At 55.3% G+C, this 23,056-nt stretch carries 25 protein-coding genes and 1 pseudogene; all 26 read right to left on the bottom strand.

The window, feature by feature from the left end:
• Positions 1-19 precede the first annotated feature (19 nt).
• The 26 genes and pseudogenes from E6C55_RS27080 to E6C55_RS26960 all read right to left on the bottom strand — a co-directional run bounded on the left by E6C55_RS27080 (position 20) and on the right by E6C55_RS26960 (position 22,923).
• Positions 20-292, bottom strand: a complete 273-nt coding sequence (locus E6C55_RS27080; protein WP_136372968.1) for a hypothetical protein — start codon at positions 290-292, stop codon at positions 20-22.
• The gene (locus E6C55_RS27075) at positions 289-2,367 is read right to left on the bottom strand and encodes a hypothetical protein (protein ID WP_136372967.1); all 2,079 of its coding nucleotides are present in this window, start codon (positions 2,365-2,367) and stop codon (positions 289-291) included. Before E6C55_RS27075 ends, E6C55_RS27080 begins: the two co-directional genes overlap by 4 nt.
• Positions 2,364-4,130: a protein kinase domain-containing protein gene (locus E6C55_RS27070; RefSeq protein ID WP_136372966.1), complete on the bottom strand. Its 1,767-nt coding sequence runs from the start codon at positions 4,128-4,130 to the stop codon at positions 2,364-2,366. Before E6C55_RS27070 ends, E6C55_RS27075 begins: the two co-directional genes overlap by 4 nt.
• A gap of 3 nt (positions 4,131-4,133) precedes the next feature.
• On the bottom strand, positions 4,134-4,988 hold the full coding sequence (locus tag E6C55_RS27065) for a hypothetical protein (RefSeq protein ID WP_136372965.1): 855 nt from the start codon (positions 4,986-4,988) through the stop codon (positions 4,134-4,136).
• Between the two features lie 21 nt (positions 4,989-5,009).
• The gene (locus tag E6C55_RS34915) at positions 5,010-5,798 is read right to left on the bottom strand and encodes a vWA domain-containing protein (RefSeq protein WP_230986884.1); all 789 of its coding nucleotides are present in this window, start codon (positions 5,796-5,798) and stop codon (positions 5,010-5,012) included.
• 228 nt (positions 5,799-6,026) lie between these two features.
• Positions 6,027-6,650 (bottom strand): annotated as a pseudogene (locus E6C55_RS34910) (serine/threonine protein kinase); the annotation flags it as partial.
• 15 nt (positions 6,651-6,665) lie between these two features.
• Complete coding sequence (locus E6C55_RS27055) at positions 6,666-7,115, bottom strand: DUF5085 family protein (RefSeq protein ID WP_136372963.1); 450 nt, start codon at positions 7,113-7,115, stop codon at positions 6,666-6,668.
• A gap of 3 nt (positions 7,116-7,118) precedes the next feature.
• Positions 7,119-7,568 carry a DUF5085 domain-containing protein gene (locus E6C55_RS27050; protein ID WP_136372962.1) on the bottom strand — a complete coding sequence of 150 codons (450 nt, stop codon included), beginning with the start codon at positions 7,566-7,568 and terminating at the stop codon, positions 7,119-7,121.
• 175 nt (positions 7,569-7,743) lie between these two features.
• Complete coding sequence (locus tag E6C55_RS27045) at positions 7,744-8,829, bottom strand: hypothetical protein (RefSeq protein WP_136372961.1); 1,086 nt, start codon at positions 8,827-8,829, stop codon at positions 7,744-7,746.
• A 9-nt stretch (positions 8,830-8,838) separates the two neighbouring features.
• Positions 8,839-9,309, bottom strand: a complete 471-nt coding sequence (locus tag E6C55_RS27040) for a hypothetical protein (RefSeq protein WP_136372960.1) — start codon at positions 9,307-9,309, stop codon at positions 8,839-8,841.
• Between the two features lie 202 nt (positions 9,310-9,511).
• The gene (locus E6C55_RS27035) at positions 9,512-10,570 is read right to left on the bottom strand and encodes a hypothetical protein (protein ID WP_136372959.1); all 1,059 of its coding nucleotides are present in this window, start codon (positions 10,568-10,570) and stop codon (positions 9,512-9,514) included.
• A gap of 9 nt (positions 10,571-10,579) precedes the next feature.
• Entirely contained in the window at positions 10,580-11,929 is a 1,350-nt protein-coding gene (locus E6C55_RS27030; RefSeq protein ID WP_136372958.1) for a hypothetical protein, read from the bottom strand.
• 27 nt (positions 11,930-11,956) lie between these two features.
• Positions 11,957-12,310, bottom strand: a complete 354-nt coding sequence (locus E6C55_RS34305) for a hypothetical protein (RefSeq protein ID WP_211093659.1) — start codon at positions 12,308-12,310, stop codon at positions 11,957-11,959.
• 77 nt (positions 12,311-12,387) lie between these two features.
• Positions 12,388-12,690, bottom strand: a complete 303-nt coding sequence (locus E6C55_RS27020) for a pore-forming ESAT-6 family protein (RefSeq protein WP_136372957.1) — start codon at positions 12,688-12,690, stop codon at positions 12,388-12,390.
• Positions 12,691-12,713: 23 nt separating this feature from the next.
• Positions 12,714-13,016, bottom strand: a complete 303-nt coding sequence (locus tag E6C55_RS27015; RefSeq protein WP_136372956.1) for a WXG100 family type VII secretion target — start codon at positions 13,014-13,016, stop codon at positions 12,714-12,716.
• Positions 13,017-13,046: 30 nt separating this feature from the next.
• Positions 13,047-13,298: a methyltransferase gene (locus E6C55_RS27010; protein WP_136372955.1), complete on the bottom strand. Its 252-nt coding sequence runs from the start codon at positions 13,296-13,298 to the stop codon at positions 13,047-13,049.
• Positions 13,291-17,877 (bottom strand): type VII secretion protein EssC, encoded by a 4,587-nt coding sequence (gene essC, locus E6C55_RS27005; RefSeq protein WP_136372954.1) that lies wholly within the window; start codon positions 17,875-17,877, stop codon positions 13,291-13,293. The genes E6C55_RS27010 and essC overlap by 8 nt, the downstream gene beginning before the upstream one ends.
• On the bottom strand, positions 17,852-18,379 hold the full coding sequence (locus E6C55_RS27000) for a hypothetical protein (protein ID WP_136372953.1): 528 nt from the start codon (positions 18,377-18,379) through the stop codon (positions 17,852-17,854). Before E6C55_RS27000 ends, essC begins: the two co-directional genes overlap by 26 nt.
• 35 nt (positions 18,380-18,414) lie before the next feature.
• The gene (locus E6C55_RS26995; protein WP_136372952.1) at positions 18,415-18,807 is read right to left on the bottom strand and encodes a hypothetical protein; all 393 of its coding nucleotides are present in this window, start codon (positions 18,805-18,807) and stop codon (positions 18,415-18,417) included.
• The gene (locus E6C55_RS26990; RefSeq protein ID WP_136372951.1) at positions 18,804-19,169 is read right to left on the bottom strand and encodes a hypothetical protein; all 366 of its coding nucleotides are present in this window, start codon (positions 19,167-19,169) and stop codon (positions 18,804-18,806) included. The genes E6C55_RS26995 and E6C55_RS26990 overlap by 4 nt, the downstream gene beginning before the upstream one ends.
• A complete protein-coding gene (locus E6C55_RS26985; RefSeq protein ID WP_136372950.1) occupies positions 19,129-19,419 on the bottom strand; it encodes a hypothetical protein in 291 nt (96 codons plus the stop codon). Before E6C55_RS26985 ends, E6C55_RS26990 begins: the two co-directional genes overlap by 41 nt.
• A gap of 145 nt (positions 19,420-19,564) precedes the next feature.
• The gene (locus E6C55_RS26980; protein WP_136372949.1) at positions 19,565-20,179 is read right to left on the bottom strand and encodes a hypothetical protein; all 615 of its coding nucleotides are present in this window, start codon (positions 20,177-20,179) and stop codon (positions 19,565-19,567) included.
• A 26-nt stretch (positions 20,180-20,205) separates the two neighbouring features.
• Positions 20,206-21,162: a M23 family metallopeptidase gene (locus E6C55_RS26975; protein ID WP_136372948.1), complete on the bottom strand. Its 957-nt coding sequence runs from the start codon at positions 21,160-21,162 to the stop codon at positions 20,206-20,208.
• Between the two features lie 18 nt (positions 21,163-21,180).
• Positions 21,181-22,161, bottom strand: coding sequence for a hypothetical protein (locus E6C55_RS26970; protein WP_136372947.1), 981 nt, complete (start codon positions 22,159-22,161; stop codon positions 21,181-21,183).
• Between the two features lie 6 nt (positions 22,162-22,167).
• Positions 22,168-22,623 carry a hypothetical protein gene (locus E6C55_RS26965; RefSeq protein WP_136372946.1) on the bottom strand — a complete coding sequence of 152 codons (456 nt, stop codon included), beginning with the start codon at positions 22,621-22,623 and terminating at the stop codon, positions 22,168-22,170.
• 12 nt (positions 22,624-22,635) lie between these two features.
• Positions 22,636-22,923, bottom strand: coding sequence for a hypothetical protein (locus E6C55_RS26960; protein WP_136372945.1), 288 nt, complete (start codon positions 22,921-22,923; stop codon positions 22,636-22,638).
• Positions 22,924-23,056: the final 133 nt, after the last annotated feature.

The following is a 23,056-nucleotide window of genomic DNA, read 5'->3' as shown; positions in this document are numbered from 1 at the left end:
CAATCGTCGTTCTCCGCCCTCACCAGCCCCTTCTTCGTTTTCTAATGGCTTTGAATAGAACGACGGCAGCAAGGCTCGCAAGCAATGCGCTCCCTGCGAAGATAGCAATGGTTGTCGCATCAAACTCCAATGAGACATGAACCGATTCGGCCGGCTGAAGAACCGCCTCCCGCGGGATCACGGTCAATTGCTCCTGCAATTGCGCGTAATCCAGGCTGTCCTGCGAGCTTGGCCCATCCGCCTGATAGTCGAATGCGCCGGAATTGTCTTCGACACGGGCAGCCTTGCTCATCGGAACGCCTCCTCGAACACTTCCGTGATCTCCTGGCTCTCGTAAGGCCGGGTACGAGTCAGCGAGCAAGCTTTAAGCGGATTCAGCCGCGGGAGGACAATCAGCTTCGTCGTCAACGGATCGACGGACAGCTCCGAGAGCAGACGCAGCGGCTCGATCGGCGGATCGATCAGCACGATTTTCCTCGCGATGTTATCCTCCTTGAAGCCTTCGATTGCCCGCTTCACCTGCTCCGTTCCGCGAGGCGTGCAATCCGTAATGAAGTGAACCGACAGCGCGGACGCAGCCAATCGATCAAGAAGCCATGTCTGGGAGGCGTCCAGGATGACGTGGATATTGGCGTAGTAATGAAGCCGCGTCTTAAGCTCCGCTACAACTTGGTCGACCCGCTCCAGATCCTCTCCAAGATCGGCCTCGACTCCGAGGAACGGTCTCTCGATCCGGTTCTCCAGCAGCTCCTCCAGACCGATGGGTTCCATTCCGTAGTGCCTCAGCTTCGATTGCCCGGTCAGATCGAGCAGCAGCGTGTTGTGCCTGCGCGCAACAATGCCGGACCAGGTTACGGCGGTCGCCGTTCGACCGGTATCGGAGGCGCCGACGAACAGCCGCAGCGAATTCTTGATCAGCGTGTCCACAACGACGACATCCTCGACGCGTTGCGCCATTAGCAGTTGGATCAGCTTCTGCTGGTAGTCGATGATGATCGCGTCCTCCTCGCACAGCTTGAACACGAGATTGATCAGAGGCTTGATCTTGTCTTCGACAATGGACAAGGCCACACGGCTTCTCTGAAGATCGCCGATCAGCCGGTTCGTCACAGCCCCGATATTCTGCGGGACGAGCAGAGGCTTGTACGGCTTCATGATCTCGTTCACGTAATCGTTCTCCGACGCATGATGGTCCTCAATTCCCGTGAGCAGCTCGTTAACGTTCCGATCCATTGCCATATAGACCTCGATAATCTGCTTGGACAGCTCCATCAGATCGGCTTGAATAGCAAGTCGCGATTGGATCAACGCGTCCAGCCGGCCACGATCCTCATATACGCTTTTCGCATCCGCAATCGTCCCAAGAGCCGAACGAAGCTGCTCGATCCGGGCTTCGACCGTCGCTTCCGCAGCCGTTACGACGGCTTCCATAATCGACCGGACCTTGTCCGCAAGGAGGCTGCTTCCGATCCCGCTGTAAGCCGCGCGCTCCACGCCGATCTGCTTGATCCGTTCGAAGCGCTCCCCCGGCGGCAACGACGTATCCTTGAATACCTCGAACAGACGCCGATCCAGCACGTCCAGCAGGTTGACGACCGTCGCGTACTCCGTGTTCTCGCGCAGGAGGTCGGAGACGACATTCTCCTTCCCCAGCGACCTCTTGAAGTAGTCGAAGTCGCCGAACTTGCCCATCTCCGTCAGCTTGGCTTCGATCGACAGCCCGGAAGCCCCCGATAACAAGTCGGCCACCTCTTCGCTCGATAGCCCGATGGACGCCATGCGTTCATGGGAGGTATCCGCTACGGAGGTATCCACTGCGGAGGCAGCAGCAGCTTCAGAGGCGGATGCCGCCTCTTCCCGAGCCGCCTCCCGCTCCCGATGCGCTTCAGGCATCGCCCCCGCCTCGGACTCCTCGAACCTCAGCTCCTCCGCTTCCGTCCGCGCCTCGTCCGGCAAGCCCGGCAGGCTCACCGCCGGCCGGAAGCTCTTCGCATCCGCCGATTCCAGAACTCTCGAGTCGCTGCCGATGGCTTGCATCTCGATCACGGACACGACGGCCTGCTGAATGCCGTCCGGCGTCACCTTGCCCGCCTGAATCTTGCGGACATCGCCTCCGATCAGTTCGGCTTCTTCGTCCTTCATATAGAAGTAGAACACAGCCACCCTCGGGTGCCTGATGCTCACCGCCTCGTTCAAGGCTTGCCCCGTTGCACCCTTCATATCTTTAGGCCCCAGAACGACGGCATCCATATTGGACAATTCCGGCGGTTGCGGAAGGAATTCGATGATCTTGTTCACATTGGTCTGGAATGCTTTGTTCTCCAGCGCTTTCTTCACGAATGGGCCTAGCGAGGCTCCGAATATCATGGTTGATCTCCTCCTTGGAAGTTGACGGCATACTCTCGGAAAAACTTGATGTTGAGCTGGGTGTTGCGATTGCGATTGTAGAGGTACGGATAGTAGTAGCCTTCGACGATGCGGGTCTGTTCCACGAACTTCTCGTCCATGTTGAACGAATAGACAAGCGAGTGGAACAGATCGTCCATATATTGCTTGGCCGCCTTATAAGCCTGAGCGGACGGCCCTTCTCCCGTATCCCCGGAATCGTTGCCGAGCTTGCGAATGCTCTCGTAATCCTCGGCAAGCTTCCCCATCAGTTCGTCCGATCGCTTGGACATCGGCTTCTTCTGCTCTTCGAGCTGCTTGCTTAGCTGTGCAATGGCCGCTTCCTTCTCCCGTACCGATTGCTCCAGGCTGCGAATGGACTCCTTCGCTTCTTCGAGCGTAAGCTGATCCTGCCGGGCTCCGCCCCGGTGGAAGTCGATATCCTTGAGATAACCGTACCCGTAGTAGCCGCCTGTCCCGAGTACGCCGAGCACGCCGACCGTCCACACGATCCGCTTGCCCCATCGAAGAGCAAGCTTGCCCCGTTCCCGCTTGAGGCTCGACTTGCCGCCATGTCTCTTCTCCAACGCTTCAATGGCGATATCGACTTCCTTCGCGAGGCTGCTGTTCGGATTGCGGGCTTGGATAGCCCGATACGCCCCGATTGCTTCCTTGAACTTCTCCTTCGCTTCGAGCTGCTCCGCCTTGCGAAGAAGTGCGGCTTGGACACCCGCATATTCGGAAGGCGAGGATTCCGTCGCTGCGGCCGCCTGCTCGAGCCCGGCCCCCGGCGCCTGCGGCTCCTTCGCGATATAACGTTCAATCTTCGCCATCTCGATAATCCATTCGCCGAATGTCGGGCATTGCTGCGAATCTCCGCTCTCCCAGGCGCGAACGAACAGCGAAGCGACGCTCTCCCCCCAATTCGTACGGACCGACTCCGCCAGCCGGTGATACCGGCCGACATCCGTCTGAAGCTCCTGGGGAGCGAAGTAGCTCTCCCCCCACGCATTCGGGAAGAACGAATCCGTGCACGAGGCGAGCATCTCCATCAGAAGCACGGCGCCGGCGAAGCGATCGGAATGCGCGCTCCACAGCGAAGCTTGCGTCAGCAGGCGCCCGGCGTAACCGGGGGAGCCTATGGGCACATGCTCCGGCCGATCCAGCAGCGTCGAATACATCTGCTCGAGGTCGATCAACTGCACGTTGTTGATCGGCCTGACGTTCGCCGCATTTTCTCCCAACATGGGAAGCATCACATTCGGTCCGGACAGATCGCAGTGAGCCAGCCCCCTCTGTTCCATAGAGGCCAGCGCCTGTGCCAGAGCGAATGCGGCGGAATGGGCCTCCCTCCTTGTGAGCTGCTGCCGGTTCAGCAGGATGTCCATCCAGGTCGGCCCTTCAACCCAAGCCATTACAACCGCGTACAGAAGCTCGGGTTCCCTTCGGAGAAGATCCGTGTTGTTCTGAGGAGTGACGATAAACCGATCGCAGGCGGCCAGTCCCGCAATTCCGGTGAACTTGGCCAGCTGAGTCGTATGATGGACCAGCGAAGGGGTTACGAACTTGCTCTTGAATACCTTAAGGGCCTTCTTGCGCCGCCCGTCCTCGGAATGAAGCAGGTAAACCGTTCCTTGCCTCCCTTCCTGCCCGTAGGGAATGCCCGGTGCCTGCGGGTGTTGTCCGATCGAATACAGCTCACCGTTAACGGCGATTAGCGAATTGACTTCGGGTTGGAATCCCATTGCTCATGTCTCCTTCTCTTGCAGCTTAACGGAGTCGTCGTTCATCGCGTTTATCCCGGCAGCGCTTAGCTCCCAATTCGCTTGGAACACGCTGATATCGTCGCTTGACGGATGGCGGGCTTCGCCGTTCAGAAGCGTTGCCAATTGCGGAACGGGCAGCGGGGACGCGAAGCGATCCAGCGCCTGCAAGCCGTCCGAATAGATCGTCAGCGCCCCTCGCCGCCCCAAGCTCGCCAGCTTGTCGCAATGGACGCAAGGAGGCCCTCCGACGGGACCGGCAACACTGTTCCACTGGTGTCTCGTATGGAAGTTATCGCCCAGTCTTGCGCTTGCCTCGACGCCATCTGCCCATAGCCGAATTCGGATATCCCCCTGCCAGACGAGAACGATTCTTCCCTCCGGCAGCTCCGCGCTCGGCCAATCGATTCGTCCCGCTCCGTACATCGTTCCGCTTCCCTTTTTCTTTTGAACAGACAGGACCTCTCGAAGCATCCCCGTGATGGTTGGCGGAATCTCGTGCTCGCGCAACTGCTCCGTCGCTTCCGCCGTCATCTGCCGCATGTACCTGTCTAACCGATAAGAAAGCTCCGCCCCGCCCTCGTTCGCCCTCGGAAGCTCCGCAAGCCAGTCGATCAGGCGATCGCCGACGAACCGGGCCGCATAATCCCCGTAGTAGGACAGGCCGATTCCGTCGCACAACGCGAAGCATAGAGCCTCCGCACTCTCCGCGAATGTCAGGTAATCCTGCCCCGGCTCTCCGCCCAGCCTGGATTCTCGGGACCGGGAATAGCCGTAGCTGTATTCGCGTCCTTCGCACAGAATTCGCTGCCGAACCTCCGTCTCCATCCGTTGGGACAATCGATATCGCTTGTCCATGCTCTAATGAATTGGAGTCGCCGCCGACATCTGGAACCCCAGCGACACCAAATCAGGGTGAGTGCCGGGGAACATCAGCAAGGAACCCGCAGCCAGGTTGTAGTTCGCTTCGCGCATCATGTCGCGGTAGCTCTCCGGAATGACGGAGGACATCTTCCTCAGCTTGCAGCCGTATTCGTCCCGGAAGCTCGTGTTCTCCCGAATTCCCGCCCAGCGCTTGGGCTGTTCGATCTCGTGCTCGAGCACGTCCCCGATGAAGATGTTCTCGACCAGGACATTGCCGTCCTTAACCGACATGTTCATGATTCGGCGAACGATCGGCTCCGGATCTTCTCCCGTGTACACCCCGTCCGTCATGTGGCAGACAAGCGGCGCCGGGCAATCCTGAATGCGCGGAAGCTCCGCCCGGAGCAGCGATTCCGCATAGAGGAACGCTTTGGCGGTATCCGTGAACCGATGGGTCGCAAGAACCGGCAGCATCCCCGTGTTCATCAGAGCGTCGATGCTCTTGATTCCGCCAAGCAGGTCGTTCACATCGTCGCTGTAAGCGATAATGGCAACCCGGTACCGGGCGGAGATTCGACTCCCCTTGGTCGATCGGAACACCATCTGCCTAAGCGCCACGTTGAGCGATTCTGCCACGATGTCGATCCTCTTCTTGTGCCCGTTCGTCAGGCTCATCGATCCGCTGACATCCAGCAGATAGAGGATCAAGGCCGGGTGGCTCTGGCTTGCCTTGACCGTGTAAGACTGTGCGCCAACGGGGAACAGGGAATCTCCGGCAAGCTGCATGGTCCTAAGCCAAGTCCGCTCCTCCTCCTGAAGCATCGTGGTTCGCATCCGATCGGGCGGAGCCGGAGCTTCTGCCGGCTCTCCATCCGTCAGAAGCTTCAGTTGCTCTCGGACTTCTTCGATCGCCTGTACCCGATTCGCCGGTTCGGGCTCCAGCATCCTCTGGATCAGACGAGTCCATGCCGGCGGAAGGGGAGCGAACGATTCTCTCGTCCGAGGAACAAAGCTGCCTCCGGTAAGCAAGTAGTAGAGCACCGCTCCCAATGCGTAGATGTCCGCCCGCGGATCGGTCTGCCCCTTCGTGAATTGCTCCGGCGCCGCGAAGGCGATCGTTCCCATCTGGACCGTATCGCCGGGCTTGCCCTGGTCGAATTTGCGAGCGATGCCGAAGTCGATCAGCTTGATGTTGTCGTACTCGTCGATCATGATGTTGGAAGGCTTCAAGTCGCGGAAAACAACCGGCTTCGGCTGCCCGTGCAGGTAAGCGAGAATATCGCAAATCTGCAGGGCATATCTCAATATCTCGGGCGGCGGAAGCGTCCGGGGATCGGCATCGAATCGGCTCTGCAAGGTGCTGCCCCGAATGTACTCCATGACCAGATAACAGCGTCCTTCGGCATCCGGCTCGAAGTAATCGGTCACATGGGGAATATTAGGGTGCGAGAGCTGAGTCAGGAGCCGCGCTTCCTCAAGAAAGGCTTCATTATTGGAAAATTGCAAAATCTCTTTGACGGCCCAAGCTTTATCCCCCAGCTTCGTGTCCTTCGCCAGATAAACGCAGCCCATCCCTCCCTTGGCCAGCAGCTTGTCTATTCGATATCGATTCCCGATCCAATCGCCGGGGCTTAGCATGACAATCACCGACCTCTACTCTGACTTGGGTTGAACTCCGATCTTAAGCGATAAGTACGGAAGCGTGCGGTCTCCCGACAGAACGTGGAAGACGGGAGTCGCCTGCAGCAGCTCCTTCTGCTTGATGTATTCCAGCAGGATTCGATAAGCTACTTCCGTGTAGGCCTCGATGTGGGTATGGATGCTGCATGAGATCATGTCCTCCACGCTGAAGTAGCTGTGGAAGATCATGTCATCGCGAACATCCACCCGGTCCTCCTGAACGGGCAGGAAAAATTCGACGTTCATAAACTCGTCCATCGGCACATTGTTGAGAGAGTAGAAGAGCGGAGCCTTGGGCGACGCTTGCAGGCGGTCAACCTCGCTTGTGAATTGCTCAAGCGCCCGTTCCATCTCGGTGTAATGGAAGCGATAACGCTTGGACAGGACGTTGGTGTGCCGGATCGAATCGGAAGGATTAACCATCGCTTACTCCTCCTGCGCGATCGGAGCGTAAATGTCAATAATGCCTTCTCCGTAAACATCCAAGTAAATGTGGTAAAAAGGCTCCTGCAGGCGGACTTGATTCGCGTGCGCGCATGCTCGCAGAATCTCATAGGACTGTTCGATATCGTCGTCCGGGTCCGCATGCCTCAAGACGAAGCCGTCTTGATGTTCCCATTCCCTGACGAAGCCGAACTTGCCGTTCTCCGGCATATTAATGGGCTGGCTTACCGGCAGCATAAACACATAGTCCGCTTCCTCGCTGGAAGGATCGTAGCCGTACACCTGGTAGACGATCGGTCCGGTCCCGTACAGGCCATTCTTGACGATCGCATTCCTGAGCTCCCTGGCCGGCACGTCCCATTCGTCGATACGGCATCTTGCTTTGGTGCTGATCACATTGTGGAGAACAACCGGACAACGTTTGATTTTCATGAATGGACACTCCTTCGGAGGATGGAATTTGGGGGGTATCGATAACGCGAGCGAGGTCAAAAGCCGGCTTGTATCGCGATTTTTGTCCATACGAAAATAGGGATGGCCAGAGAAGACTTTGCCTTTGACGATCCCGGTTTGGTGCTTCTATGTAGAGAGTTTGCCGTCTATGGGATTATTGCTCGGTTTTCTTGAAATGGCGTCTCATTCTTGCGGTCAATTGGATAAGGAAAAGAACAAGCTGCACAGGAAGCAGCACGGCTAAAGCGAAAGTATAGCTTACGATGGCTGCAGGTCCGATAAAGGCCTGAAACCGGGCAAGCTCGGCTCTGCCTTCGGCATCCGTCAGATGAAGCAAGGCGTACAGGATGAACATAATGATAGCGAGTTCCGTCCATACGATAAGCAGCGCTCCGAAGGAAGCTTTTTTCCCTCTCATATCCCAGCCCGCCCAGTATTTCAGGGTTTGGAAGGGCATGGACAAGCCTTTGATTTCTTTTGGACTGGCCTTTACTTGGATGTTCAATTCAGGCGGCGCTTGAATAAGGAACGATTCAAATCTAAACTTGCAATAAGTAAGCAAGAAGAACTCGGGCATAACAATCGATAACGTATACTGCAGAACAATGCAAATGAAGAGATAGCCAAGAGGTTGGAACATCTCCGAAGAGACCCCCTCCGAACTGGCGTATCGTGCGAAGCTTCCCGCAAGAATCACACACGCTCCGATAAGCGGCACCTTAACCGTACCCACTTTATTCTGGAAATCGTAAAGCAGCCTGCCTCCTTTCCTAAACATGCCTTTCTGGACCCTGATCATACTTCTATAAGTGCAATAAACAAGAATAACGAGACCAAGGAGTAAAGAAATAACCCCCATATGGGCGACATAGACCGGCGTGCGTGAATCCTCCCACATAACAAAGAAAGGGATATAAACGGACACTGACATCAGGAATGTGACAGCAGACAAGAATGTAGCCTGAATCTTCTGATGCTGATACGCGATTCTAGTCCTTAGGAAGACCAAGGTCAATATAAGTTGGATGACGAAGATTGACCAATCCAGTGCATTGATCTTTGGCCAGATCGGTCTGGTAATATATTCACTGACATTCATGGCGAATAAGGTCACGCCAAACATGATTGCTTCGAAGAAAAGGACAGCAACAAAAAAAGTCTTCATTCGTACAGGATGGAGTCTGGTCTTTGCAATCCCATTGAGTTCGAAATAATCCTCCTCGCTCGTTCGATGAAGCATATATGCCTCCTACCAAAAGATTTTGGAAACCTGCTTGCCTATTCCGCCAACAAGCTGTTGAGCACCATCTTTAACCTTATTCGCGACATAATTCGCTCCCTCGCCTACGAATTGAACGACATTCTCGGCGGCTTGCACAGGATCATCCAATGTGAACTTAATTCCATCTTTCGTGTAATCGATCAAGCTCTTATTGTCGGGACCAAATTTGCTGTTAAACGCAAAGTTGAGAGCCAATCCAACCCCAGCGCCCAGAATGGTTCCCGCAGGCGGCAAAATAAAGGAACCCGCCGCCGCTCCCGCAGCCATAAAAGCCGCTCCGGACGCCACATCAACAGTTAGATCAACCGTAAACTCCTCCAACTGCTCTCCCGAGTAGCTCCACTTGCCCGTGTTCGGGTTATAAAAGTTATCCAGTACATCGTTGCCCACCATGATAATATTCCCGGCAGCCCCCAAGAATTTGCCGGCTCCGGTCATAGCGCTGTTCCACCCCCTGTAATCATCCCAAACCTTAAATTCATCCGCGAAGGTCCTTACGAATGTCCCCCTCGCTTTCTCTAATGAAAGCAGATAACCTTGTGGGATCCAATCTGCTTCCGGCAATTAACCGTAACTGGTAATAATCTTCCTCGCTCGTTCGTTGCAACATGAGAGCCTCCTACCTTTATTCCCAGTAATTTCAAGACTGCTTTTTAAAAATAAGCTTGACGAACCATAAAACAACAACGGTCGGAATAAGAATTGCGATTGCGAAAAGATAGCTCAGAATTAGACTCGATCCGGCAAAGGTATGAAATGGAACCATCTCGGCTCTTCCTTCCGCATCCGATACATATAAAAGAACAATGAGGAGAAAAAGAATGACTGCCAGTTCGGTCCAAACCACAATCATCGCTCCGACCGTCGCCTTTGCTCCCTGTACGTTCCAGCGGGCACAATACTTTAACACCTTAACTGGATTCTTAAATGCATTTATGCGCTGTGTTTTCAGCTTATTTTTGTTTTGTTGTCCTTTAGTTGCGGCCGGAGGTCTTGAGAGAATAAAGTCGTCAAACTTGAATTTGCAATACGCAACCAGCAAAAATTCCGGAAGCGCCAAGCTCATGCAATATTGAATTAATGTTCCTAACGCAAGCGGAATATATGCTTCAGATATGCCATAAACGACCACATTTCTAGCCAATATGCCGCCGAATAACGCCATTCCGTAAATCAGAGGCTTGTTAACGGAACCTTGCGGCTTCTGAAAGTTATAAAGCAATCTTCCTCCTTCTCTGAACTGCCCGTTTCTAAGTCTTCGTATAGCGTGACGGGTTGACCAAGCTAATAAGAGCAGACCACAACAAAGAATAGCCGCGCCTGTCAGGACCAGGTCTACGGGTTCGTCGATTATTGCACAGGCCACAAAAAAAGCCGGGTACATGGCAAGCGACATTATGAATCCCACTACGCCAAGCAACACGAATTGTACTTTTTGAAATCGATAAATGATTGATTTAAAGGAAAACAGCAAGGCAATCAGAAACTGAATGACGACCATCGCAACACAAACATTGGCAAACCCAGTCCACGGCGGAGCATCCGGATTCTTATAAATTCCGATGGACGGAATTAGAAACATAAGGGCTTCGTAAAAGAATACGCCCCAGAAAAACGGTACAACGGCCTCCGGATGCAATCGATTCTTCGCGATCGATAGAAGTCTGACTACATCCTCTTCCCGTAATTGCGGCATCATTTCACACCTCTAGCCGAATATATTAGAGAGTTTCTTTCCAACCCCCTTAATTACAGAGTTTACCACCTCTGATTTAACTTCTTCCAGCTTATTGTTCGCTTGCTTCCACACGCCTTGCGCTTGCGATTGGACCCAGTCTACTCCTTCTTTCGTTTTATCCCCTACCCAATCTGTCGCGTCCTTGTAGTTATTCTCGATGAAGTCGATGCTGCTTTTGATTTCGTCCTTTGCCCAGTCTACAGCACTGGTTCCCGTAAACACATCCGTGTTCATGAGCCAGTTTATTGCTGCTCCAGCGCCTATTCCCACTACAGTCCCCAGAGGAGGGAGAATAAGAGTACCTATCGCTCCCCCTAAAGCCATTGCCGCAGCCCCTGATGCTACATCAACAGTCAAATCGACGCCGAACTTCTCCCATTGGTCTCCCGAGAAGCTCCAGCCCATCTCTTCACTATAGAAATTGTCAACAAAATCATTTGCAACAGTTACCGCATTCCCCAAGATCCCCAGACTTTTTCCAGTCACATTTATCGTGTTTTTCCAGCCTCTAAAGTCCTCCCAGACCTTTAAGTCATCTAAAGCCGCACTTTTCAAAGCGTTAAAAAAATTCTTGCTCTTGTCGAACTGCAAGTCATTGATATATTGGCTTAAATCGTCAACCGGAATTCCCCTTGTGTCGAACCTCATAAATTTATTGCTATTGCTTGCAAAAAAACTCGAGCTAGAACCATGAGGACCGTATAGCGGTATTCCATCATTCACTAGTTGAGTAACAAAGCTTCGATCCCAGCGGGAAGCTGTCCCCCCAAAGTTCTGAATAAGAAGATTGCGGTATTTGTTGACATCCGCAAGATTGCTGACACTCGCCTCCTTAAAATCCCACACTTTAAGGAGGATATTGCCGAACTCATCTTTTTTCATGTAAAATTTTAAATTACCTGCATACATCATCAAGTTGCTCTTATCCAAAGAGGATAACGCAGGGTTGATGGCATCCAAATAAAACTTGTAATAAGAATTATCTTTCAATTGAGAATATTCCCAAACAGCTTGCTGCAAGAAGGACGGAGCCACCATATCCGAAGCCTTGACGTTCAATTCGAATTCTATCTGTTGATATCGCTCCAAGGCCAGGAGAATAAACGCATTCCATTGTCTGAGTCGGTCCTCCAGCAAGTACAGCGCATTCGAAGCCCTGGATATCCGGGAGCCGATGCTTCGACGCGAGGCAATCTGCGAATCGACGCCGGCCGTTGTCATATCGAAGCCGTTGCTTGCATTCGCCAGCCTGACCGAGCAAGCATATAACCTCTCCCTTAAGCTTCTTGCGGTATCCAGTTGAATGGAGATCATGGCCAAGTGTCGCACTCTCCTTCCCGCCTCATCTTACTTCGACTTCGATGCCGCTTCCCTCAGTGCGGCTTCCCTTGCGGCCGCTTCTCTCGCCGCCTGTTCCCTGGCCGCCCGTTCGGCCGCTTCCCTTGCCTCTTCTTCCCGCCTGATCTCTGCCGCGACACTTGCAATATCGCTGCCGATCGAATTCAGATCGGATGCCAATTGGCGAAGCTCGCTTACAATGCGATCGAACGCGGCGTTGATGAACACCGTCTCTTCCGCCTGCCATGAAGCGTTCAGCGCCGTTCGGTAATCGTTCAAGCCATTGGCGACATCCCTTAACGCCGCAGCTTGGCCGTCTATCGAACCGGCTTGAGAATTCGCAAGACTTACGTTAATGCCCATTCGCTCGCTCCCCCGCCCTTCTTCGGATTGGAATAACCTATCGGGGACAGGGAACATCCCCGATAGGCAGCTATGCTCTACTTGAACGCGCTGGCGTTATTGTTGATCTGGGTCTCGGCCGTATCGTAGTTGGTTACGGTCGTATCCAGGAAGCTGGCATACGAATCGACCACCTGATAGTATTCCTTGAACCGCGGCGACAAGGAGTTGAACTTGTTGCGGATCGTGGTCGACGCATCGCTGCTCCAGGTCGATTCCAGATCGTTCATGGCCTTCATAATTTGATCCAGTCGATCCGACAGGCTGTTGTTGAGGGTGCGAATCGTCCCCGCCGTCTTCGAGACCTCTCCAAGCGATATGCTGATGCCCTCGATTGCCATAATGGATTCCTCCTTCTATGAATTTAATTGACCAGCTTCTTGGCCTGACTGACCAGATCGCTCTGCGTGTTGCGGTAGGTTGTCGCGCTTGTCTTCAGGAAGTCGGAGTATTGAATCATAAGCTCCTTCATCTTCCGGAAGTCGTCCTCGAACCCCTTGATTTGGGTCGTGTAAGCGACATTGTCCACGCCCTTCCACGCGGCTCCCATCCCATCCACTTCCATGAACAACTGCTTGAACTGCTGCTCGTAATCGGCCGCCTGCGCATCGATTTGCTGTGCCGCGCTCTCCAGCTTGGCCGGATCGACAACAATCTTTCTTGCCATGAATCATTGCTCCTCTCAACAGAAAATTTATTATATTAACATCAGCCTGGATCCGTTGCACATGCCCAGCTCCAGAGCCGACTTGTTAATATCCAGCACAGTGCCGGACTCCCGGTCGCATAGAACGGAATCGGGAGAGCCGACGAAGTATCCGCCGGAGACCTCCATGAACGCCTTCGCCAGCAGTACTTCAACCTCGTGAAGCCTGCTCGTCAGAGGGATATACACATCGAAGCATCTTCCGGCGACAGGCAGATAGATCTCGACCAGGATGTTATCCAACGAGAGCCGCCTCCTTCTCCGATGCGCGAAGAGACAGGAGCTTGATCAGAATCGGCTTGCCCTTGACGACCACATAGCCGAATTCGTCTCCAATCTCTTGATACAGCTCGCTTGTCGTCTTGGCCAGCTTCAGTTGGTACTGATCGGCAATGCCGTTGCCGAGCCAGATCCCATCGCTTGTCGACACGTTCGCCTTGAACCAATTCTCATAGGAGCAGGACGAGAGCTTCGAGGCGGAATCGCACAGGATCACGCTCACCCGATAGGCGGCGATCCCCTTCTCGAGCAGCACCTTCAGCTTGTCCTGGCAGTCCCCCGAGATGACGGACAAGACACCCGACAACGAATAGATTAAGCAGGACAGTTGTCCGAAGCTCGGAGGAGGATCGCCCCTCTCGAGCGCATCCTTGTATTCGTTGTTGCGGGCAACAAGCGTGTAGAACAGCCCCGCAACCTTCTGCTCCAGCTCGGAGACGGTCTGCCTCTCGGGGTCCAGAGCGACGATCTCGGAGCTCCCCTGGGCGGCGATCACTTCCTCAATGCCGCGGATGAAGTCCGGATTATCGTTATTCTGCGAGAGGACAAGGCTGATATAGGATTGCCGGAACGGATAATAGGCGAGAGACAGGCTGCTCTTCTCCACTCCCACCGGTAATCGGGGTTCCTGCTCCAGCTTGATTCTCTCCGCGAGATAGTCGAGATCGACCCGCTCCGGAAGAATCGGAATTCTCGAAGCTCCCGTATGCTTCCAGCTTTGCGCATAGTCGCTGCACCATTGCCGGATGCTCTCGAACGTGTTCTCTATATCGTGAACGGCATGCGCGATCTGGAATTCGTAAACGGTGTCCGTCTTATAGATGCCTCTTCCCTTGAACTTGGAAGGATAGACGCCGTCCACGTGACCCAGCACGCCGGAATAATCGGCAGGATCGTTCAATTGCAGGACGAACAATTGCTTGAAGTTCTGCAGCAGCCGGTACCTGACCGCCCCGGTGTTAGAGGCCGTCAGGATGAAGTAGATTCCATACTTCAGCCCTTCCCGCGTCAAGTACGCCATCGCTTCATCCTTGTCATCGTAAATCTCCGTGAAGGAGGCATAATTGTGAATGACGACGACAATCGAAGCCAGGTCCTCTCCCGTCGCCCGGATGTAAGACGAGAAGTCCCCGCCGTAGTCCGCGAACAGCTTCTTCCGCCGGTCGATCTCGCCGAAGAGAAGCTTGAACAGGTTGTTCACCTTCTCCGTTTCGTGCGACAGAAGCACGTCGCCGACATGCGGCGCCTTGGCGAACGAACGCAGCGTCTCGGAGCCGAAGTCCAGCAAGTAGAAGTTGAGCTGCGCCGGCGTATGCTCGTTCATGAGCGCGCAGATCGCCGTTGTAACGAACGTCGTCTTGCCGTTGCCCGCCGCGCCGTAGACGATGACATTGCCTTCCTGAGTCAGGGGCAGCGTCATCGCGAATTGTCGCTGGTTGGCGGGATCGTCCACTTCGCCGATAACCGGGTTCAGAACTGCAGGACCGGAAGCCGTGGCCGTGGCCTTGTACTTGGCCCGCAGCTCGTCCACATAGATAAGGGCGGGAATCGGCTCCATCCACAGCGGCCTGATCCGAATTCCCTCTTCCTCGGCGATGCCGGACAGATACTTATTGATCTCGTCAATCTGCTTCGGAGGATTCTTGATCGCGTTCTTGTTCCGATCGATGCGAACCTCCTTGACGACCCGCCCCAGATTGTCGATTACCTTGATGCCTTCCTCCTTCGGCTTCTCCGTCCGATCGGAAGAATAATAAGGCGCTCCGCCCCAGGCCGACTGGCCGAGCTCGAACAGCTCGTTGAAGCCGACCTGCACGTAATATCTTCCCGTCACCGACAGCTCGGCCGCGTCGGGCCGCTTGATGACGTCCATGCTGTCCGCCTTCTCTTGCACCTTGAGGCAGATCCTGAACTTGCTGTTGCTCCAGATCTGATCGTCGACGACGCCCGAAGGCTTCTGGGTTGCCAGGATCAAGTGAACCCCCAGGCTCCGGCCGATTCTCGCCGCGCTGACCAATTGCTCCATGAATTCCGGCTGCTGCGTCTTCAACTCCGCGAACTCGTCGGAGATGATGAACAGATGCTGGAGCGGCTCCGTCACTTGACCTTCCCGGTACAGCTTCTGATATTTGTAAATATCGATATTGCTGATGCCTACCCGCTTGCTCGTCTCTCCGAAGATGGACTGCCGGCGCTTCAGCTCGCTCTGGATCGAGACGAGGGAACGCTTGACCGCCGCTCCATCCAGGTTCGTGATGGTTCCCGCCAAGTGGGGCAAGCTCGTGAAGGCGTTCGCCATGCCGCCGCCCTTGTAGTCGATCAGAATAAAGGCGACCTCGTATGGATGGTAGTTGACGGCCAGCGACAGGATAAAGGTCATGATAAACTCGCTCTTCCCCGACCCGGTCATTCCGGCGATCAAGCCGTGAGGGCCGTGGAACCTCTCGTGCAGATCGAGCTTAAAGCGTTCGCCTGTCGGATCGACCCCGATGGCGGTCTCGAGCGAGACGGTCGGATCGTTCTCCTTCCAGCGCGTGAGCGCGTTCAGATGCTCAATCTTGCCCACCTCGAACAAGTCGAGGAACGTCAGCATATTCGGCAGCGCGTACGAAGAAGCGGCCGAGTCGAGCTCCGTGTTGGCCAGGCTTACGGCCAGGTCGCGTTCGTTCTGCTTCAGGTAGAAGTCCGGCTGGAAAGCGATATGCTTGCCCGTAATATCGTCCTTGTCGTAGAGCTTGGAGGCGCCGCCGCCGAATTCCACGACCATGGAGCTCTCCTTCGGCACGTTCTTAAGCTCGTCGTAGAGATGAACCACGCTGAAGCCGATGTTTTTCTTCTGCTTATAGAGGGTGTGGAGCACATCGAACTTGGAAGCCAGGCTCTTATTCATCATGAACAGAACGTAATAAGGGCCTGACTCCTTCGCCTCCTCCCCGCTGCGGCTCGTTTCTCTCTTCGCAACTTCTTTCTCAAGGCAAGAGGATAGCTCCTTGACCTCGCTTGGCGTCGTTGCCAATAGACGAACGGAACGATCGTTGTTCCACGAGTGCGGCAGCCACTTGACGAAGTCCCACACCTCCTGCTCGCTGTTATCGAAGAGGAAGACCAGCTTCAACTCGTCGTAGCTGTGCAGGGCGATCAATTGAAGAATAATCCCCTTGACGAGGTCGACGACGTTGCTGCGGTTCCCGATAAAACCGCTGACCCAGTCCTCGGCGAGCGACAGCGTAACCGGAACCTGCTGAAGAACCTTGGGCTCCTCCGCCAGCTTGTACAGCTCCTCCTGCAGGTTGTCGTCGTCCAGCATAAATCTTTTCTCCGGATAATGAATCTCCGCATCCAGCGGCAACTGGCCGAGGCCTAGCCGCACCGTCAGGAAGTCGTTCTGCCCGCGAGTCCGCTCCCACAGATTGCGCTGACGCAGCCTGATCCGGGTCACGCAATCGTCGACGGTCACATGGTTCTCGTGGAGAATCCGGCTCTGATGGACGGCTTCGTCCGCGATCTCCTGCCTGATCTGCTCGATATAATCCCGATACTTGCTCTGCCTTCGGCTCTCGCGTTCGGCGCGCTTCTTCCTGTCGTACTTCCTCGTCAGAATCGGCCACAGCAGCGTTCCGAGAAGCATGCTGAGCGACATCGCAATCGTAGGCGTAGCGCTTCCCAGCGAGCCTCCTCTGCTGAGCACATTCTGCACCGAGAATACGCCCATAACCGCCGCGGACAAGCCCATCGTGACCGACGGTCCCAGCATCAGGAGAAGCGGCGTCTGGTCCGGGCTCGCCGGAGCCGGAGGAGGATCGATCTTCAGCTCCGCTCTGGAGATGTCCCTGCGGAAACGAGGCGAACGGTAGAAGATCCGGCTTGATGCCCCTTCCCGCGACAATTCCTCTTCTTCGTCGTAAGGCAGCGGCATCTGCTTCGCGTAAGGTCTCAGGAGCTGAGGCTTGCAGTTCATCTGGCCGTCCGGATTGTTGATGGCAATGAAGCCTTGACCGACGATGATCTTGAGCCCGATCACGTAGATGATGTCTCCGGGCCGCAGTTCCTTGCGCTGAACCCGAAACCCGTTCACGAACGTCCCGTTCGCGCTGCCCAAGTCCTGAACCGTCAAGCCCGAGGAAGACAGGAGAAGCTCCGCATGCTTCGACGAGACGTACCGGTTGCCGAACCGAATGTCGCAATCGTCGGAACGGCCGATCGTCAGCTTGCCTTGATCGGGCAGCACATACTTATTGACAATCTTCCGGTCGTCCGATACCGGCTCCGCGTAGATCCAGACCGTCTGCTTGGAGTTTCTCAGGAAGATGCTGTAGAAGCACGGCGCCTCGACGGCCAGTTCCTTCACTCTCCGCTTGTTGACGTCCTGAATGTACGCGTTCCGGTTCGACTTCAGAATCCACCGTCCGGCTATTCCCTCGACTCCGATGACTTGCTCCTCGAACCCCTGCTCGTTCCTCTGGGTAACCCAATATTGCCCTCTCTGCTTGTCCGGCAGGACGCAGGAGTATAGCTCGTTATCTTTCAGCAAGGAAAGCTGCATGCCCGCTCCCTCCAGATTTGTTCGTTTGCGGCTCGGCGGAGACTTCCGTAACCAGATAACCGCCCGAGCTCCTCGATACGTTCCACAGCTCCACCATATCGTCGCCCAGCGCAACCTTCATTCCTCGCCTCACCTCGATCTGATGCTGCAAGACCTGCTTGCGGACGATCAGCCGCTCCGGGTCCCGATCCAGAACAGTCCACGTACGGGTTCGGGATCTCGGGGTGCCGAACATCTTCGGAGGGTTCTTGAAGATCCAGTCGATGACCTCGTTGCAGACGGAGTGGGCCGCATACTTGCTGAAGTAGCTGATCTCCTTGCGCAAGTGAGTCAGAATATAGGCGTTGTCGGCGGCCTCCAGGAACGCAAGCAGTTGTGCCGAATCGGATTCAGGCCAGCCGAACAGCTTCGGCTCCGGCGGGCAGGAACGAATTCGATGCAGCGTATAGATCGCGATCAGAAGGATACAAGCGGCGATTCCGAGGAAAATCATTCTGCTCATGAAGTCCACCGTTCTCCGAGTAGAGTCTGTTGCGATTAAGTCCAGTCCTGAAGGCAGAACCACGCAATTAGCGCGAAGCAGACGGCGATTGCGCCTCCGAGCATCGCCCGGATTCCGTTAAGCCTTCGCCCTGCGGCTTGCTCCCTCTCTTCGTAATCCTGCAACCGATCGCTCTTCGGCAGCCCGTCATTCCACAGGCAATCCTGCTCGTACTCTCCGCAGATCGCGGACATCAGAGCGATCTCATCCTCTTCGCTTAGCGCTTCCGGCTTCGCCTCCGGAAGGACGATCACTTCCATCGTCCGGGTCCGATTGTCCCGGATCATGCCGATTCCGTTGTCGCAGACGAAGTAAGCGAAGTCGCCGGCCGCCCGTTCGACTCCGAAGCGCGACGAGAATTCGTCGGCCGATATCTCTCTGGTCTTCATCTCTTCAATCGAACGTTGCCCGGGATATCCCCCCAAGCGCCGACCGCCCTCGATGCCGAACCGTTCGCTCCTCCGTTGTCTCTCGAATGAACCGTGCCCGCGATCTTCGCTTCGATCAATAACCTCGTATCCTCCAGATTCTGCTTGAGAGAATTCAAGGCTTCGTGAATCGTCAAGACCGCTTGCCTTGCGGCAGCTTTGTCTTCTCCGTTCAAGTCGCGCTGGACAACAAGCTCGTTCAGCTTGGACAGCTCCTTCACAATCTTCTGCATGCCGTCGTTGCCGCGCTGCTCGAACGATTTGCTCTCGCGATAGAGCCCCTCAAGCTGGCGAGAGTCGAGAAGCTTCGTTTTCCCCCCCAATTCCGATCGCCTCCTTCCGTTCCTCCAGTTCGGCTTCCACTTCGGATACGGCCGCTCCGATCCGGCCGATCTCATCTGTCAGGCAGCCGTATTTTTCCTCCAGAATCTTAATGAAGGTCAGATCGTTCGTCGCCGCGGCCTCGCCATATCTCTCCTTCAGCCGTTCCGATTCCTGCCGAAGCGTGTTCAGCTCCCCGGTGATCACGGCAATCGCTTGCTTGGCCTCGCTTCTATAATCGTGCTCCATCATGCGCCGACCTCTCCCGTCTATGAATCTGCTCTATCTGCCTCTATCTGCCTCTATCTGCCTCTATCTGCCTCTATCTGCCTCTATCTGCCTCTATCTGCCTCCATAAATAAGCTTGCTTCCGCACCGCCCGCCGCGAACTATCGAACTATCGCAGCAGATTCCGCGTCGCTGCCTTCTCCGCCTCCGTAGCCTCCCGATGCATCGCATCCCCCTGCGCGCCGCGCCCCGCGGAGCCGCAGGAATCCCTCGGCCGGAACAACTGCTCCGTCTCCATCGAATCCGGAAGAGGCGCTTGGAGCGAAGGCGAAGGCTCCGCCCGCTCGCGGGGAATCGCGGACAGGAAGAAGCTCTCCCACATCATCTCGTACTCTTCCTTGACAGCGGAGGAGAACAGCACACTCTTGCGAATCTCGAGCGGCTTCTGAATGAAGTGCTTAACGTGAATCATGGAGGTGATAACGTGCAACGCTCCGCAACACATCTCCATGTCCTGCTCCAGCTCCTCTTCCACCAACAGAAGGAAGGGGGCCAGAATCCGCAACGGCGCCGGCGCATGCTCGTAGAACCAATCGGCAGCCTCCCGATTGACGGGCGTCCCGCCGACGAGCTCGGCCAATTCCTCTGCCGAACCGAATTGATCGGCCAACAGCACCGTCTGGTCGTAGACGCTCCGGTGAACGTAGTAATACCAATGATCCTTAAACAGAACGATCGTATTCAGCATGGAAGGCCGATAGCGTTCCTTCGACACGACTAGCATAAGAACCCGCCTCCTTGATCGCGATATCAATGCGGCACCAGAATACCCGGGTCCACGGTTCGGCCGTTGATGAACAAGCCGAAGTGCAGGTGCGGTCCCGTCGAGCGGGAGCCGGTGTTGCCGGACTCGGCGATCGGTTCGTACTGCTTCACTTGCTGCCCTTGCTCGACCTGATAGCCGGAGAGATGCCCGTAGAGCGTCTTGATGCCTCTCCCGTGATTAAGAATGACATAATAGCCGAGTTCTTCATTGCGGGAAGCCTCCTCCACATAACCGTTAAACGCCGCCAGCACGGCCGTTCCGATCGGTGCCCCCATATCCATGCCGCTATGGAAGGTCATGCGGTCCCGCGTTATCGGGTCCAGCCTTACTCCGTAGCCCGAGGTCATCCGCACCGGAATCGCCAGCGGGGACTTGAAGCTCGTCACTTCCCCAAGCTCCGGGTATTCCAACGCTTGCTCGTACTTCTGCCTCTGGCGGTCGACTTTATCTCCCAGCGAGTTCAGGCTGCTCTTGTCCTGCTCCAGCTTCTCCTGCGACGGGACGTCGAGTGGCTGTGCCTGTGCGGCTTCTGTCCACTCGTCCCTGAGCCGGCGCTTCTCCTCGAGCCTTGCGGCTGCGGTGCGATATTGCGAATCAAGCTCCATGATCGTGGCCACGTCTTGCTCCTTGCTGGCCCCCATTGCCGCCTCAATAGCGTTCAATTCGTCGGATAAGGCATAAATCTCCGAATCCATTCCGGCCAGCACCTCCTCGCTGTACTGGCTCATCAACTCGTAAGCGGCGGCAAGCATCGTATTGGAGCTGACCTCGGAAGCCTTGACGGAATATTCTTCCTCCAGCAGACTTAGCTTCGCTTCTTCTTCCACCGGATCGGTCGCGGATATGCCATACATCTTAAGCAGGACGGAGGCATTCTCCGCTTGAGCGACAGCCGCGAAGGTCAGAAGCAGCACAAGCGCAATCGGCAGTGTCCGCAGCATGCCGCATTCCTCCTTTCTTTAATTCATGAACAGGGGATCGAAGGAATAGCCGTCCTCCGCCGCCTCGTCGAGCGAAGTGAAGAGCTCTTCAACGGCAACTCCTTCGGGCACCTTATCGGCGAAGGCGTAGTAGTGCTGGCCGTTGCGCGTATAACCGACGACACTTCGGACAAGGTCGATCTTCGAGCCGGATACGCTGAATCCGCTAATCGACCGGGCCGTTGTCAGATTCAACCCTTGAACCAGAACGAGGAAGCTTGGACCTTCGATCGGATTGACGCCGCTGAAGGTCGTCAGCGAACTCGGAATGTAGAACGAATTCTGCCAGTTCGGATTATTCTCGTTAAAGGTATCGATGCTGTCGGCCATGCTGTTCGCGATTTTGTCGTTAATGTATTTGCGCGCCTCATTGGGAGTCAACGTTCCGGATTCGTCCGGCGGCAGCCCCATCTGCTTGGACAAGGTGCCCCCTTCGAGGGCATAGTAGTATTCCAGCCCCATGTTCAAGGCGTAGGTTGCGGATGAATTCCCGTCGGGCTTATAGCTGTAGGGAAGCTTCATCCCGAAGACGAGATCCCAATCCGAATCGTTCTCCGCAGTCTCCGGATAATCGCCCCCGTTGTTATGAACGAGCTGGTGCGAGGCGAGATAGTAGCCGTCGAATGTAGCCACTGCCGCCACCGGAATGTAATCCTTCATCATGTCCTTGTTCTCCTTCGTCGGAGGCAGGTCGTAATTGAAGCAGAAGACGTCGAGGAACGCGTCCAGCGCCAGGTTCGGGTCCATGTTCAAGTATTTGAACTTCGAATAATCCATGTCCAGGCTTGCCGTGTCCAGCATGGCCATCGTACCGGCATCCGTCGCGTAGTCGATCGCATAGCTCAGCTTTAATTGCTCGATCTCGTTGCTCTCTTTGTAGCGATAGGTCATATAGCCGGTCAGCAAGGCCGCAAGGAAGATAATAACCACCAGGTTGACAATGCCGAAAAATCTGCTCATAGCCGCCTACTTTCGGATCATGCCCGACAGGGTCTGATCGAATTTCGCGGGGGTCAAGTGCAGCAGACGGTACTGGATTCGCTGCGAGGAGGTGTAATCGACCGCTTTGACCGTCACTTTGATGACATCTCCCTTGTTCCATCTCGATCCGACCGCCTGGTCGCTGAGCATGTATGTCGTATAGGTCCCGCCGGCCCCGTCCGGATTGACGACCTTGATGTATCGCTGAACCGTCGCGTCCATCGTGACGCCGTACGAGGAGATGCCCAGATAGAAATCCGTCATGTCATCCTCCGTCAGCGTTCCTTTGTCCGTCACCTTGTCGATCAGGTTGGTCATCTCGTTAAGCACGCTCCGGTTCATCGTCAGATCCTTGCCCATCGTGTTGATCACGAGCGGAGCTCCGGCGAGCAAGGTGAATGCCAGAAGCACTCCCAGAATTTTGTTGAAAATATCCGTCACGGAGCCGTCCCCCTACACCTTCGCCAATCTGCTTTCTTCCAGCGCATACAGCACGTCCTTGACCAGTACGCCGTAATAAATGAATGGGCTTCCTTCGGGACTTTTGTACTTCATCAACGAGACGATCCGGCCGGTCGCTCCCCGCTTCGGGGAGACATACACGCTTCTCTTGTACTGCTCCTTGGCGTCCAGATGCCGGAACAACAGCTCCGCCTCCTTCCCTCTTGCGCTCGCCGGATCGGCAATCCTGACCGTCGTTCCCTTCCAATAGGCCGGCAGCAACAGGCCGAATATTCGCATGGTCCGTCCCCCTCGTATAGTATGTTTTGAAAGCACTTGAAGGCTAGTTCCCAGCCCCCGAGGGGGCTGGGAATCGGTCGCCAAATTCCCAGTACTTCGTTCTTTGAAAATCAAAAAGGGACTGGACTTTCCG

Origin of the sequence: Cohnella fermenti, from assembly GCF_004801405.1 — a bacterium.
GTDB classification, from domain to species: domain Bacteria; phylum Bacillota; class Bacilli; order Paenibacillales; family Paenibacillaceae; genus Cohnella; species Cohnella fermenti.
This window is presented reverse-complemented; position numbering and strand designations above follow the sequence as displayed.

What these genes read in the sequence shown, in the direction of transcription:
- E6C55_RS27080 (WP_136372968.1), bottom strand. Translation starts at nt 292, where the DNA reads ATGAGCAAGGCTGCCCGTGTCGAAGACAATTCCGGCGCATTCGACTAT.
- E6C55_RS27075 (WP_136372967.1), bottom strand. Translation starts at nt 2,367, where the DNA reads ATGATATTCGGAGCCTCGCTAGGCCCATTCGTGAAGAAAGCGCTGGAG.
- E6C55_RS27070 (WP_136372966.1), bottom strand. Translation starts at nt 4,130, where the DNA reads ATGGGATTCCAACCCGAAGTCAATTCGCTAATCGCCGTTAACGGTGAG.
- E6C55_RS34915 (WP_230986884.1), bottom strand. Translation starts at nt 5,798, where the DNA reads ATGCAGCTTGCCGGAGATTCCCTGTTCCCCGTTGGCGCACAGTCTTAC.
- E6C55_RS27055 (WP_136372963.1), bottom strand. Translation starts at nt 7,115, where the DNA reads ATGGTTAATCCTTCCGATTCGATCCGGCACACCAACGTCCTGTCCAAG.
- E6C55_RS27050 (WP_136372962.1), bottom strand. Translation starts at nt 7,568, where the DNA reads ATGAAAATCAAACGTTGTCCGGTTGTTCTCCACAATGTGATCAGCACC.
- E6C55_RS27045 (WP_136372961.1), bottom strand. Translation starts at nt 8,829, where the DNA reads ATGCTTCATCGAACGAGCGAGGAGGATTATTTCGAACTCAATGGGATT.
- E6C55_RS27040 (WP_136372960.1), bottom strand. Translation starts at nt 9,309, where the DNA reads ATGACCGGAGCCGGCAAATTCTTGGGGGCTGCCGGGAATATTATCATG.
- E6C55_RS27035 (WP_136372959.1), bottom strand. Translation starts at nt 10,570, where the DNA reads ATGATGCCGCAATTACGGGAAGAGGATGTAGTCAGACTTCTATCGATC.
- E6C55_RS34305 (WP_211093659.1), bottom strand. Translation starts at nt 12,310, where the DNA reads ATGGGCATTAACGTAAGTCTTGCGAATTCTCAAGCCGGTTCGATAGAC.
- E6C55_RS27020 (WP_136372957.1), bottom strand. Translation starts at nt 12,690, where the DNA reads ATGGCAATCGAGGGCATCAGCATATCGCTTGGAGAGGTCTCGAAGACG.
- E6C55_RS27015 (WP_136372956.1), bottom strand. Translation starts at nt 13,016, where the DNA reads ATGGCAAGAAAGATTGTTGTCGATCCGGCCAAGCTGGAGAGCGCGGCA.
- essC (WP_136372954.1), bottom strand. Translation starts at nt 17,877, where the DNA reads ATGCAGCTTTCCTTGCTGAAAGATAACGAGCTATACTCCTGCGTCCTG.
- E6C55_RS27000 (WP_136372953.1), bottom strand. Translation starts at nt 18,379, where the DNA reads ATGAGCAGAATGATTTTCCTCGGAATCGCCGCTTGTATCCTTCTGATC.
- E6C55_RS26995 (WP_136372952.1), bottom strand. Translation starts at nt 18,807, where the DNA reads ATGAAGACCAGAGAGATATCGGCCGACGAATTCTCGTCGCGCTTCGGA.
- E6C55_RS26985 (WP_136372950.1), bottom strand. Translation starts at nt 19,419, where the DNA reads ATGATGGAGCACGATTATAGAAGCGAGGCCAAGCAAGCGATTGCCGTG.
- E6C55_RS26980 (WP_136372949.1), bottom strand. Translation starts at nt 20,179, where the DNA reads ATGCTAGTCGTGTCGAAGGAACGCTATCGGCCTTCCATGCTGAATACG.
- E6C55_RS26975 (WP_136372948.1), bottom strand. Translation starts at nt 21,162, where the DNA reads ATGCTGCGGACACTGCCGATTGCGCTTGTGCTGCTTCTGACCTTCGCG.
- E6C55_RS26970 (WP_136372947.1), bottom strand. Translation starts at nt 22,161, where the DNA reads ATGAGCAGATTTTTCGGCATTGTCAACCTGGTGGTTATTATCTTCCTT.
- E6C55_RS26960 (WP_136372945.1), bottom strand. Translation starts at nt 22,923, where the DNA reads ATGCGAATATTCGGCCTGTTGCTGCCGGCCTATTGGAAGGGAACGACG.